General features: G+C 63.3%; 11 protein-coding genes and 1 pseudogene. 7 read left to right on the top strand and 5 right to left on the bottom strand.

All coding sequences use genetic code 11. The annotated features are described in order from the left end of the window. Window positions 1-307: 307 nt before the first annotated feature. Window positions 308-736 (top strand): annotated as a pseudogene (locus HK436_RS11680) (HAD-IA family hydrolase); the annotation flags it as partial. A 2-nt stretch (window positions 737-738) separates the two neighbouring features. Here the strand turns inward: HK436_RS11680 and HK436_RS11685 are convergent. After that, window positions 739-1,311, bottom strand: a complete 573-nt coding sequence (locus tag HK436_RS11685; RefSeq protein ID WP_173190151.1) for a hypothetical protein — start codon at window positions 1,309-1,311, stop codon at window positions 739-741. A gap of 135 nt (window positions 1,312-1,446) precedes the next feature. On the opposite strand from HK436_RS11685, the gene thrC reads away from it, so the two are divergent. The 4 genes from thrC to HK436_RS11705 all read left to right on the top strand — a co-directional run bounded on the left by thrC (window position 1,447) and on the right by HK436_RS11705 (window position 7,660). Continuing rightward, window positions 1,447-2,859, top strand: a complete 1,413-nt coding sequence (gene thrC / locus HK436_RS11690) for a threonine synthase (protein ID WP_173190153.1) — start codon at window positions 1,447-1,449, stop codon at window positions 2,857-2,859. Between the two features lie 6 nt (window positions 2,860-2,865). Continuing rightward, window positions 2,866-4,158, top strand: coding sequence for a M16 family metallopeptidase (locus HK436_RS11695; RefSeq protein ID WP_173190155.1), 1,293 nt, complete (start codon window positions 2,866-2,868; stop codon window positions 4,156-4,158). A 12-nt stretch (window positions 4,159-4,170) separates the two neighbouring features. Continuing rightward, window positions 4,171-4,767 (top strand): GNAT family N-acetyltransferase, encoded by a 597-nt coding sequence (locus HK436_RS11700; protein WP_173190156.1) that lies wholly within the window; start codon window positions 4,171-4,173, stop codon window positions 4,765-4,767. A gap of 67 nt (window positions 4,768-4,834) precedes the next feature. Further along, window positions 4,835-7,660 carry a sensor domain-containing phosphodiesterase gene (locus HK436_RS11705; RefSeq protein WP_173190158.1) on the top strand — a complete coding sequence of 942 codons (2,826 nt, stop codon included), beginning with the start codon at window positions 4,835-4,837 and terminating at the stop codon, window positions 7,658-7,660. Window positions 7,661-7,708: 48 nt separating this feature from the next. Here the strand turns inward: HK436_RS11705 and HK436_RS11710 are convergent, their stop codons facing one another. Further along, entirely contained in the window at window positions 7,709-8,314 is a 606-nt protein-coding gene (locus HK436_RS11710) for a YqgE/AlgH family protein (RefSeq protein WP_173190160.1), read from the bottom strand. A gap of 143 nt (window positions 8,315-8,457) precedes the next feature. Here HK436_RS11710 and HK436_RS11715 point away from each other — a divergent pair, with 143 nt between their 5' ends. Together HK436_RS11715 and HK436_RS11720 are read left to right on the top strand one after the other, a co-directional pair. Beyond that, a complete protein-coding gene (locus HK436_RS11715; RefSeq protein WP_173190162.1) occupies window positions 8,458-9,255 on the top strand; it encodes a protein-disulfide reductase DsbD domain-containing protein in 798 nt (265 codons plus the stop codon). A gap of 81 nt (window positions 9,256-9,336) precedes the next feature. Next, window positions 9,337-9,822, top strand: coding sequence for a peroxiredoxin (locus HK436_RS11720; protein WP_173190164.1), 486 nt, complete (start codon window positions 9,337-9,339; stop codon window positions 9,820-9,822). A gap of 96 nt (window positions 9,823-9,918) precedes the next feature. Here the strand turns inward: HK436_RS11720 and HK436_RS11725 are convergent, their stop codons facing one another. From HK436_RS11725 to HK436_RS11735, 3 genes are all read right to left on the bottom strand, one after another. Further along, window positions 9,919-10,206: a DUF427 domain-containing protein gene (locus HK436_RS11725; RefSeq protein ID WP_312860587.1), complete on the bottom strand. Its 288-nt coding sequence runs from the start codon at window positions 10,204-10,206 to the stop codon at window positions 9,919-9,921. Window positions 10,207-10,275: 69 nt separating this feature from the next. Then, window positions 10,276-11,670: an aminotransferase gene (locus HK436_RS11730; RefSeq protein ID WP_376769190.1), complete on the bottom strand. Its 1,395-nt coding sequence runs from the start codon at window positions 11,668-11,670 to the stop codon at window positions 10,276-10,278. A 108-nt stretch (window positions 11,671-11,778) separates the two neighbouring features. Then, entirely contained in the window at window positions 11,779-12,168 is a 390-nt protein-coding gene (locus tag HK436_RS11735) for a hypothetical protein (protein ID WP_173190168.1), read from the bottom strand. Window positions 12,169-12,206 lie beyond the last annotated feature (38 nt).

Consider the following 12,206-nt stretch of genomic DNA (forward strand, 5'->3'; position numbering starts at 1 on the left):
GTAGTCTTCCGGTTCCGCATACCCGACAGGTAGTTAAGAAAGCTGGCGACACGACTGATCGCAATACCAGTGGTCGAAAGGTGAACTTTCTCGATCGCGCGATGCCGTGGCTCGAAACCGTCGTTTGGGACCAGACCCGACAGTCGAATGCGGCGCGATGATCGCCGCCGCCAGAGCGAGGCTCAGTCGCCGCTAAGCGTTGTCCGATGATGTCGACGCCGGGAAAGCCGTCGCCTGAGGTGGCTCTCGCCCCGGAAGCGGTAGATGCGACACGCGCCACGCGAAATTTGATCGGCGCCGAGGTCACGCCATTGACGGGGCAGCCGAAGCGGTCGCGTCGGTGACGGGCAAGCGCTGCATCTGCTCCAATTCCGGCACAGAGCGCCTGCGCGCCATGCTAACCCGCACGCATCTGCTGCCCTTTTTCGATGGCGTGGTGTTTTCGTCGCTCGACACCCCGTCGGGCAAGCCGAAGCCCGCGCCCGACGTCTTCCTCTACGGTGCGGAGAAGATGGGCGCCGATCCCGCCAGAACCTTTGTCGTCGAGGATTCGGTGCACGGCGTTGCCGGCGCGAAGGCAGCAGGAATGAGGGTGATCGGATTCACCGGCGCCTCGCACAGCCATCCCGGCCATGCCGACCTCCTGATGGAGGCGGGCGCCGAGACCGCGATCCGCCGATGGGCCGACTTCGCGCCCATGCTGGCCGCGCTGTCGGAATGGTCGGAAGACGCCTGAGCCTAGCGCTTGGCGTTCGAGGGCTCGTCGAAGCCGACGAGGACGCGGATGTTGCGCGCCGTCGGGTTCGGCATCGAGATGCTGGCATCGCTGAACACGAACTGCGTGGCACCGGCGATGTCCGTGACGTTGACCTGATGGGTCTTCACGTCCGACTGAACCTGCTCGGTGTCGCGGAAAACCGTGACGCGCAGCGGCAGGTTGACCTGACCGGCGCTGCCCTGAGGGCCGGGGACCACACGGCCCGCCACGGCGATCGTCATGTTCATGATGCCGTTCTGATAGGTGCAGCTTCGCGTGGTGTCGCTGATCGACGCCTGATAGATCACGGACGAGGGATCGTCAGCAGCGTTGCGCTGGTACGTCGTGTGGACCGCGCCGTCGCTGCGCAGCGCAACCGACGGGCAGTAGGCCAGAAGCTCCTGCTGTGTAACCCGCGTGTCGGGCGCCGCGGCTGGCTGGGCGTTGCCGCCGCCCCCGAGGTTGAGCGCGCCGAGAGTGTCGCCGGACTGGCATCCGGAGACGGCGAGTATAAAGCCTGCAAGCGGCGATACCCGCCAGCTTTCTGCGTTCAAACAAACTGACAGCCATAAACTGCACTTCCCTCATGCAAAGCTGGCGTTCTATACCAACGCCGCAATGAAAATGCGACCATTGGATTGCGGTTTTTCCGTAGCCGGATTCAAGGTCCCGACGATGGACGAGCAATCATGCGTTATGTGAGCACCAGGGGCAGCGCGCCCGCACTCGGTTTCCGCGACGTGCTGCTGGCTGGGCTGGCTCGGGACGGCGGCCTCTACGTGCCGGCCGAATGGCCGAAGTTCAGCGAGGCCGACATCCGCGCCATGCGTGGGCTGGCCTATCCGGAACTGGCGGTGCGGCTGCTCACCCCGTTTGTCGGCGGCGAGATCGACGAGGCGACGTTCGCCCGCATCGTCCGGGAAGCTTACGCCACCTTCCGCCACGAAGCCGTCTGTCCCATCGTCCAGACCGGGCCCAACGAATTCGTGCTCGAACTCTTCCACGGTCCGACGCTGGCGTTCAAGGACGTGGCGATGCAGCTTCTGGCCCGCCTGATGGATCACGTCCTGGCGGAGCGCGGCGAGCGGGCGACGATTGCCGGCGCGACCTCTGGCGACACGGGTGGCGCGGCCATAGACGCGTTTGCCGGCCGCGACCGCACCGACATCTTCATCCTGTTTCCGCATGGCAAGGTCTCGCCGGTGCAGCAGCGCCAGATGACGACGTCGACGGCGGCCAACGTGCACGCGATCGCCGTCGAAGGCAATTTCGACGATTGCCAGGACCTCGTGAAGGGCATGTTCAACCACCATGCCTTCCGCGACAGGGTGCGGCTGTCCGGTGTGAACTCGATCAACTGGGCGCGCATCATGGCCCAGATCGTCTATTATTTCTCGTCGGCGCTTTCGCTCGGCGCGCCCGACCGGGCCGTTTCGTTCACCGTGCCGACCGGCAATTTCGGCGACATCTTCGCCGCTTATGCGGCCAAGCGTATGGGCCTGTCGATCGACCGTCTGGTCATCGCCACCAACGACAACGACATTCTGGCGCGTACGCTCGCCACCGGCACCTACGAGACACGCGGCGTGATGGAGACCACGTCGCCATCGATGGACATCCAGGTCTCGTCCAATTTCGAGCGACTGCTGTTCGAGGCGCATGGCCGAGACGCCGACAGTGTCGTGCGGGCGATGCAGGGGCTGCGTCAGTCCGGCAGCTTCGAGATCGGCAAGCCGGCGCTCGAGGCGATCCGCACCGAATTCGACGCCGGCCGCTCGTCAATGGCCGAGACGGCCGACACGATCCGCGACGTGCTTGCGAAATCCGGCTACCTCATCGATCCCCACACGGCCACGGCCGTGAAGGTCGCGCGCGAGAAGGCGGAGTCGACAACGCCGATGGTCGTGCTTTCCACAGCCCATCCGGCAAAGTTCCCGGCGGCCGTCGAGGCCGCATGCGGCGTGTCTCCGGCCCTGCCGGTATGGCTCGGCGACCTGATGGAACGGCCCGAGAAATTTGCGGTGCTTCCATCCGATCCGAAAATGTTGGAAGATCATCTCAGCCGCCTGTCCAGAGCGGCCCGCGAGAGTTCAGGGAGTTAAGCCTATATGGGTGTTGAGGTAAGCCGTCTGTCGAACGGCCTGACGGTCGCCACCGAAACCCTTCCCCACATCGAGTCCGTTGCCCTTGGCGTCTGGGTCAAATCCGGCGCCCGCAACGAACGCGACGACGAGCACGGCCTGGCGCATCTGCTGGAACATATGGCCTTCAAGGGCACTGGCGGCAGAAGCGCATGGAGGATCGCCTCCGAGATCGAGGATGTGGGCGGGGAGATCAATGCGGCGACAAGCGTCGAGACCACCTCCTTCTTTGCGCGGGTGCTCAAGGACGACGTTCCGCTCGCAGTGGACATCCTCGCTGACATCCTGACCGACTCAAAGTTTGACCCGCAGGAACTCGAGCGCGAACAGCACGTGATCCTTCAGGAGATCGGTGCCGCTCACGACACGCCCGACGACATCGTGTTCGACCGCTTCACCGAGACTGCATTCCGCGATCAGACGCTCGGACGCTCAATTCTCGGAACGCCGGAAACGGTGAAATCCTTCACCTCGGAGCAACTACATAAATTCATCGAGCGGCAGTATGGGGCAGACCGCATGGTGGTGGTCGCCGCCGGCGGCGTGACCCATGACGAGTTCGTCCGTGAGGTGGAGAAGCGTCTCGGCGGGTTCCGTGCCCAAGCCAAGATAGAAGAGCCTCGCCAGGCGATCTATACAGGCGGCGACTATCGCGAAAGCCGTGACCTGATGGATGCCCAGATCGTGCTTGGTTTCGAGGGCCGCGCCTATCATGTGCGCGACTTTTACGCCTCGCAGGTGCTTTCCATGATCCTCGGTGGGGGCATGTCGTCCCGGCTTTTCCAGGAAGTGCGGGAGAAGCGCGGGCTCTGTTATTCCGTCTACGCGTTTCATTGGGGCTTTTCGGACACCGGTGTTTTCGGCGTCCACGCTGCCACGGGGCGCAGCGACATAGCCGAACTCGTGCCCGTGCTCATCGAGGAACTCCAGCGCGCCGGCAAGGACATCAGTCAGGAGGAGCTTAACCGTGCGCGGGCCCAATATCGTGCGGGGCTCATGATGTCTCGCGAGAGTGCTGCGAGCCGCGCAGGGCAGATCGCGCGCCAGCTTCTGCTGTTTGGGCGTCCGATCGATACCGACGAACTGGTCGACCGGTTGTCCAAGCTGACCATCGAACGCCTGACGGACCTGTCTTCGCGCCTGTTCTCTACAAGGCCGACGATTGCCGCTGTCGGTCCGGTCGGCATGCTGCCCACCTTCGAGACCGTCAACGACCGCCTGTTGGGCATTGCGCCGGCCGCGCGCAAGCTCGCCGTCTGATCTCCAGCATCAATGCCGGCGCTGCCGTTCTTCAGCCGTCCGAAGCTGACGCTCAAGGGCACGCGTGTTACGCTGCGCTTGCCCGCACCATCCGACTACCACGAATGGGCGGCGTTGAGGCACGAGAGCCGCGCCTTCCTGGAACCGTGGGAGCCGCGCTGGGCGCGTGACGAACTGGAGCGCGCAGGCTGGCGCCACCGCATCCGCCGCTACCGAGAGGAATTTGCGGCGGGCACTGCCATTGCGTTCCTGATTTTCGAGAACGAGACTGATCGGCTCATCGGCGGCGTCACCATCGGCAATATCCGCTACGGCGTCTCGCAATCGGCACAGATTGGGTACTGGATGGGCGAGCGTTACGCCGGCAAGGGGTACATGCAGGATGCCATCCGCGCTCTGATTTCCCATGCGTTCGGCGCGATGAGGTTGCACCGTATCGAGGCCGCCTGTATTCCAGAAAACGCACGTTCGATCCGCGTGCTTGAAAAAGCCGGATTCACACGTGAAGGACTGTTGCGTTCATACCTGCGCATCAACGGGGTCTGGCAGGATCACTACATATACGCCCTGATCGCGGACGAGCGTCGGGACGCTGAAACAAAAGGCTGAACGTTTGAGATCGACAGTGCGAACGGGGCAACGGCTCGCATGCGCCTTTCTGGCGCTGGTATTTGCGATGCTGGCATTTCCCGCTTCCGCGATCGAGCCGATCAAGATTTCGCGTGAGGATGTCGCGCTCGACCTGTCGCGCGCCGTCGAAATCTACCGCTTCCAGGGCGAGAATTTTCAGGTGTCGACGGCTCCCGGCGTCGATGGAATCGTGCGGCGCATCGAGGTCGAAGCGCTGGACGAGCGCTCAAGCGGCGACTGGGCGGTCTTCGCCCTCGCCAACACGACCGACGAGCAGCTCGACCGGCTGATCGTCGCGCCGCATTTCAGGCTGGTTGGATCGGGTCTGGTCTGGCCCGACCTCGGTTCGAACCGCATCGCCGCGATCACGCCGAGCGAGGGTTTCGCGCTCGACCGCCAGGCCAGCCGCGACGCGGACGTTTTCCTCGTCACCCTCAATCCGGGATCGGTCGTCACCTTCATCGCCGAACTTTCGTCCCCACGGCTGCCGCAGGTCTATCTGTGGGAACCGGAGGCCTACAAGGACACCACAAACTCCTACACGCTGTTCCGTGGCATCGTGATCGGCATTGCCGGTCTGCTGGCCTTGTTTCTCACCATCCTTTTCGTGGTCAAGGGCACGTCGATGTTCCCCGCCACGGCGGCGCTTTCGTGGGCGGTGCTGGCATATATCTGCATCGACTTCGGCTTCCTCAATCAGGTGTTGGACATTACAGCCGGCAATGAGCAGCTATGGCGCGCAGGCACCGAGGTAGCGCTGGCGGCCACCTTCGTGGTCTTCCTGTTCACCTATCTGAACTTGAATCGCTGGCATTTGCATTTCAGCTACGGCGCTGTCGCGTGGATAATGGCGCTTCTGGCTCTCGCCGGCGTGGCGCTCTTCGACGCGTCGATTGCTGCCGGGGTGGCGCGTTTCTCTTTCGCGCTGACGGCGGTCGCCGGTATCGGCCTCATCGCCTATCTGTCGTTCCAGGGCTATGATCGCGCGATCATGCTGGTGCCGAGCTGGCTGATGATCCTTGCATGGCTTGTCGGCTCTTGGATGGCTGTGACGGGCGTGCTGGACAACGACATCGTCCAACCCGCGCTGGGTGGCGGTCTCATCCTGATCATTCTGCTGATCGGCTTCACGGTCATGCAGCACGCCTTTGCGGGCGGTGCCCTGCATCAGGGGCTTTTCAGCGACATGGAGCGGCAGGCGCTGGCCGTGACCGGGGCCGGCGACATCGTCTGGGACTGGGATGTGCTGCGCGACCGCGTGGTGACGAAACCCGACGTCTCCAAACAGCTCGGTCTTGCGCCTGGAACCCTCCATGGAGCCGCCCGCAACTGGCTGCCGGCGCTGCATGTCGATGATCGCGATACGTTCCGTACGACGCTCGATGTGATACTCGAACATCGCCGCGGCCGCGTCTCGCAATCCTTCCGGCTGCGCGGCGCCGACGGCCATTATCATTGGTTCACATTGCGCGCCCGGCCGGTCATCGGCTCCGACGGCGAGGTCATCCGTTGCGTCGGGACGCTGGTCGACGTGACCGAGCAGAAGAAGGCGGAAGAGCGTCTGCTGCACGATGCCGTTCACGACAACCTGACCGGACTGCCGAGCCGCGAACTGTTTCTCAACCGGCTGGAAGCGGTGATCTCCATCGCGCGGACCGAGGAGAGTGTTCGCCCGACCGTAATGGTGATCGACATCGACCGCTTCAAGCAGGTCAATGACGGGCTCGGCATCTCCGCTGGCGACACAATCCTGCTGACGATTGCGAGGCGTCTGCACAGGCTTCTCAAGCCACGCGATTCGCTTTCCCGCTTCGGTGGCGATCAGTTCGCGCTGCTGCTGCTTTCCGAACAGGATCCCGCACGCATCGCAGGCGTCGCGGATGCGGTGAAACAGGCGATCAACGCGCCGATCACCTTCGCCAAGCGCGAGATCGTGCTGGCCGCGTCCATTGGCCTCGTTTCGTGGAACTCGTCGCAGGCCGGGGCCGAGGACATGGTGAAGGACGCGGAACTGGCCATGCATCAGGCCAAGCGCTTCGGGGGTGACCGTATCGAGCCTTTCCGGCCTGCATTCCGTTCCGTGGGTACGGACAGGCTGCAGCTTGAATCGGACCTTCGCCGTGCGGTCGAGCGCTCGGAGCTGAGGCTTGCCTACCAGCCGATCGTGCGCCTCGAAGATCGTTCGATCGCCGGCTTCGAGGCGTTGCTGCGCTGGGAGCATCCACGGCGCGGATCGATTCCACCTTCCGATTTCATTCCTGTGGCCGAAAGCTGCGGATTGATCGTGCAGCTTGGCCTGTTTGCGATGCAACAGGCAGCGGACGATCTTGCTTCGTGGCAGAAACAGGTCGGCGACGTGCCGCTTTCAGTCTCGGTGAATCTGTCGAGCCGCCAACTCATCCGCCGGGACCTCGTAAGCGACGTGCGGTCCATCGTGGCTCGAGCCAATCTCAAGCCGCGCTGCTTCCGGCTGGAATTGACGGAGTCGCTCGTGATGGACAATCCCGAGCAATCGGCCCACATCCTGGCCAAGCTCAAGCAGTTGGGTATCGGCCTGTCGCTCGACGATTTCGGCACCGGCTATTCGTCGCTCGCCTATCTCACCCGCTTTCCGTTCGACACGATCAAGATCGACAAGAGCTTCGTCGACGATGCCAGCCCGAAGCGGGCAGTGCTGCTGCGGTCGATGGTCAACATGGCGCATGAACTCGGCCTGTCGGTCGTTGCAGAGGGCGTTGCCGACGAAAACGATGCGCTGGAGCTTCGCCAGATGGGTTGCGAATACGTGCAGAGCTATATGTTCGGCCCGCCCATGCAGGCCGACGCGGCGGTCAAGCTGCTCAAGGAGCAGTTCCCGCTGGTGCAGGCCTGATACGCCAGCGCCCGCTCGGAGAATACTGCCGATATGCCTGCGTTTCGATCAGGCGTGGCCGGCCTCGATGCTCAGATGCGCGGGGTTGATGCCGAGTGAGGCGAGAATCCGATCGTATTTGCGGTCGAGATCGGGATCGAACAGCAGGTCCATGGTGGCAGGGCAGGTGAGCCAGCCATTCTCGGCGATCTCGTGCTCCAGCTGTCCGGCACCCCATCCCGAATAACCCAGCGCCATCAGCGCGTGGCGGGGCCCGCTGCCCGCCGAGATTGCGCGCAGGATATCGACGGTTGCCGTCAGGCAGATCTCATCCGACACCGGCATCGAGGATTCGACCATGTAGTCGTCGCTGTGAAGAACGAAGCCGCGGCTTCGGTCGACGGGTCCACCATGACGGATGACGAGATCACGCGCCTGCGGCGGCAGGCGGATCGCCTGCTTCTCGTCGAGTACGCCAAGCTGCACCAGCAGGTCCGGGAACAGCATTTCCTGAACCTGATTGATGATCAGGCCCATCGCGCCTTCCTCGCTGTGCGCGCAGATGTAGATAACCGAGCGCGCGAAGCGCTCGTCCTTCATGCCCGGCATGGCGATGAGGAACTGGTCGTCTAGGAAGCCAGCCCGCGCCGACGTCTTTGAACCCGGAATATCCATGATGGAAGGCTAGCCTGTTTCCTTGCCGCTTGAAAGACGTAGCGAGCCCGCAATCGGGCTGCGGCTTTTCGCTCACACAATTATGATGATGAGCATATCGCCGCCGATTGCGAAACAGACGGAACCGTACCAAGTTCCAGCCCATGAAAATCACCCGCATTTCCGCATCGCTGCTTGTCCTTGCCGTGGCCGGCGCAGGTCACGCTCAGGCTGCTTCCAGCGAATGGCATGACGTCGAGGGAGGCGCGATACGCATCGTGACCAGCGGCGCGCCCGATGCCAGCGGGCAGGTGCGCGGCGCTCTGGAGATCAAGCTCGATCGTGGCTGGAAAACCTACTGGCGCGACCCTGGCGAGTCGGGTGTGCCTCCGACGGTCGCGATCCTGGCTGACGGGAACGAGACGCCGGTCCAGATCGACTACCCGGCGCCCAAGCGGTTCGATGACGGTTATTCCATCTGGGCCGGCTACGACAAATCGGTTTCGCTCGGGCTCACATTCACGCTGCCCGACGATACGGAACACGAACAGGTAGAGGCGGATGTCTTTCTCGGCGTCTGCGAAAGCATCTGCGTGCCGGTGCAGGCGCGGCTGACCCTGGACCCGAATGCCAACGCTCATGCCGGAGATGACATGACCGCCGTCGCTGCGGCATTTGCCGCGATGCCGGGGCCGGCACGAGCGGGATTTGAGGCCAGAGCGGTCGATATGTCGGGTGATCGGATGCAGGTCGAGGCAAAGTTGCCAGAGAATGTGAAGCCGCTGGAACTTTTCGTGGCCGGAACCGAAACGCTGGTGCTGGGCACGGCCGAGCTAGATGTTGCATCACGCACTTTCAGCATAGCCGTCCACGATCGCGACGAGGCTGGCGGCGACAAACAGCTTGCCTACACGCTGATCACCAGCGCGGGCGCGGTCAGCGGAACCCTCGATCTGCCGTGACCTGTTGCGTTCGCGCTGGGCAAAGGCTAACCGTTTCGTCCCACCAATAACCAATCTCCCGCTCTGCCTGAGGTAAACACGATGACGATCGCCGTTGGACAGAAACTGCCCGATGTCAGCTTGAAGACGATGACCGAAGACGGGATGAAAGACCTGAACACGGCGGATATCTTCGCCGGCAAGAAGGTCGTCCTGTTCGGCGTTCCAGGCGCGTTCACGCCGACCTGCTCCAACAACCATCTGCCCGGCTATCTCGAGAATTACGATGCGATCCTGGCGCGCGGCGTCGACACCATCGCCGTCGTCGCCGTCAACGACGCCTTCGTGATGTCGGCCTGGGCCCGCTTCACCGGCGGCGAGGGCAAGCTGCTCTATCTGGCCGACGGCAGCGGTGACTTCGCCAAGGCGACCGGGCTCGATCTCGACATGTCCGCACGCGGCCTCGGCCTGCGCTCGGCGCGTTTCTCGATGATCGTCGAAGATGGCACGGTCACCGCGCTGAACATCGAGGATTCTCCCGGCAGCGCCGTCACGTCGGGCGCCGCGGTGATCCTGGAGCAGCTCTGACCGCTACGGCTTCGCGGCGTCGATCCTGACCTTGTCAGGGTAGAAGGCGCCGTGGCTGGCTATGGCGGTCATCTCGTCGTAGGGCTCTTCGTAAACTCACAGGACATCGGCGGCTGCCGCGCCGTGGGCGCGGACGCTCCAGTAGGTCGCATCGCCCTTGAACGGACAATGCGTGGTCGTCGCGCTTTTCTCGAAATGCTCGAGATAGATATCCTCCAGGGGAAGATAGAGGACGGGCGGATAACTGCCTTCGCGCAGCTCGAGCGCCCGTTCGGATGATGCGATCACCGTGTCGCCAAAGCGAACCGTTACCGTGCCCGTGTAGGGCTCGACAACGATCCGATGGTCCGGTCGACGCTGGAAACCGGGTGCGGGGTTGGGCATGGCTTGCTCCTTCGTCGCTTCTCAAAGCTGAAGGTAGGAATGCCAGCCGGGATGTGAAGGGCTAGCCGGCTAGCTGGCGCGCAACCCTTGCGTCGAGACCCATGCCTCGCAATCGTCGAGGGCCTTTTCCAGCCGGTCGAAAAGCTCTTCCAACTCGCTCTCCGTAATGATCATCGGCGGGCACAGCGCGATGGTGTCGCCGATCCCGCGCAGGATCGCACCATGCGCCTCGCAGAACCGCGCGCATTGCGCGCCGACGCCGGACTTGGCGTCGAAGCTGCGCCTGGTCGCCTTGTCGGCTACCAGCTCCACGCCGCCGACAAGCCCGCAATAGCGTGCTTCGCCGACCAGCGGATGGTCCGCCAGTTTGCGCATGCGCTTCTCGAAAACCGGAGCAAGCTTGCGGACGTGGCCGAGTATGTCGCGCCGCTGGTAAATCTCGATCGCCTTGACCCCCAGCGCGCAGCCGAGCGGATGGCCGCCATAGGTGAAGCCGTGGCCGAAGGTGCCGATCTTGGCCGAATGGTCCACATAGGCCTGATAGATGTCCTCCGGCACCATGACGGCGCCCAGCGGCGCATAGGCTGCCGTCAGCTGTTTGGCGGCCGAGATGGTCGTCGGCTTCATGCCGAGCGTCTGGCAACCCCACCAGTTGCCGGTACGTCCGAAACCGTTGATGACCTCGTCGTCGATCAGGATGATGTCGTGCTCGTCGAGCACTTCCTGAATGGCCGGATAGTAGCCGGCCGGCGGCACGATCACGCCGCCGGCGCCCATCACGGGTTCGGCGATCATCGCCGCGATGGTGTCCGGCCCCTCGCGCTCGATGAGATCGCGCAGCGAGCCCACGATCCGCGCCACGAACTCGGCCTCGCTCTCGCCCTCCGCTCCGAAGCGATAGTAGTGCGGGCAGTCGGTATGCAGCACCCGGTCAACCGGAAGATCCCAGCCCATATGGTTATAGGGCAGGCCGGTCAGCGATGCCGACATGACGGTCACGCCATGGTAGGCTTTCATCCGCGAGATGATCTTCTTCTTGTCGGGCCTGCCGAGCGCGTTGTTCATGTACCAGGCAAGCTTCACCTGGGTGTCGTTGGCCTCCGATCCTGAGGAGGTGAAGAACACCTTGGAGATCGGCATCGGCGCGATCTCCTTCAGCTTCTCGGCGAGCTCGATCGCCGATTCCGTGCCCTTGGCACCGAACAGGTGATAGTAGGGAAGCGAACGGAGCTGCGCGGTGGCGGCCTCCACCATCTCCTCGTCGCCGAAGCCGAGGCCCGCGCACCACAGACCGGACATGCCTTCGATATAGGGCTTTCCCTGCGTGTCGTAGACGTAGACACCTTCGCCGCGCTCGATCACCAATGGCCCCATCTCACCGAGCTTGTGGATCGGCGTGTATGGATGCAGCACGGACGCAATGTCGCGTGCCTGAAGATTGGTGAGCGGGATCGGCTGGGTCATCATGGCCTCCTTGGTGGAGACCAAACCTACCTGCTAACGGATGGTCGCGTAAGGTCGCGCGGAAGCTGGTTCACATCGCCGTGGATGCTGGACCATCCCGGCGATGTTTCAGGCGGCGGTCGCCCAGCAGTCCGCGAGGCTCGCATAGGCGGCCGCAATTCGTGCAATCGGCAGGTCGCTCTCGGATGCCGGGATGACACTGGCGCTTTCCCCGCTGCATGGCAGGTCGATGATCGCGATCTCGCGGCCTTCGGCACTTTCGAGCGCGATCGCCGCCACCCAGTGGCCGACACCTTCCTTCTCGATCTTCATCTGGAACAGGAGCACGCCGCCGACGGCCTCGACCGTTTCGCGGATCGTCGTCTCGTACTGTTCCTCGCCGATCTCCTTGCGGCCGAGCTCCAGCTCGATCTCGACGGCTTCGAGCGATGCTATGACGGCGGGCGGGGGAGGGGGCTGAAGGGGCGGAGGAGTAGTTTCCGCAACTGACATATTCATGGGACGCCTCTTACGACACTGAATCCCTTACCGCCCCG

This window comes from Neoaquamicrobium sediminum, assembly GCF_013240295.1.
Classification (GTDB): Bacteria; Pseudomonadota; Alphaproteobacteria; order Rhizobiales; family Rhizobiaceae; genus Aerobium; species Aerobium sediminum.

Bases quoted from the DNA above. Each gene is read 5' to 3' on its own strand.
- thrC (WP_173190153.1), top strand. From the start codon at position 1,447: ATGCGTTATGTGAGCACCAGGGGCAGCGCGCCCGCACTCGGTTTCCGC.
- HK436_RS11695 (WP_173190155.1), top strand. From the start codon at position 2,866: ATGGGTGTTGAGGTAAGCCGTCTGTCGAACGGCCTGACGGTCGCCACC.
- HK436_RS11700 (WP_173190156.1), top strand. From the start codon at position 4,171: ATGCCGGCGCTGCCGTTCTTCAGCCGTCCGAAGCTGACGCTCAAGGGC.
- HK436_RS11705 (WP_173190158.1), top strand. From the start codon at position 4,835: ATGCTGGCATTTCCCGCTTCCGCGATCGAGCCGATCAAGATTTCGCGT.
- HK436_RS11710 (WP_173190160.1), bottom strand. From the start codon at position 8,314: ATGGATATTCCGGGTTCAAAGACGTCGGCGCGGGCTGGCTTCCTAGAC.
- HK436_RS11715 (WP_173190162.1), top strand. From the start codon at position 8,458: ATGAAAATCACCCGCATTTCCGCATCGCTGCTTGTCCTTGCCGTGGCC.
- HK436_RS11720 (WP_173190164.1), top strand. From the start codon at position 9,337: ATGACGATCGCCGTTGGACAGAAACTGCCCGATGTCAGCTTGAAGACG.
- HK436_RS11725 (WP_312860587.1), bottom strand. From the start codon at position 10,206: ATGCCCAACCCCGCACCCGGTTTCCAGCGTCGACCGGACCATCGGATC.
- HK436_RS11730 (WP_376769190.1), bottom strand. From the start codon at position 11,670: ATGACCCAGCCGATCCCGCTCACCAATCTTCAGGCACGCGACATTGCG.
- HK436_RS11735 (WP_173190168.1), bottom strand. From the start codon at position 12,168: ATGAATATGTCAGTTGCGGAAACTACTCCTCCGCCCCTTCAGCCCCCT.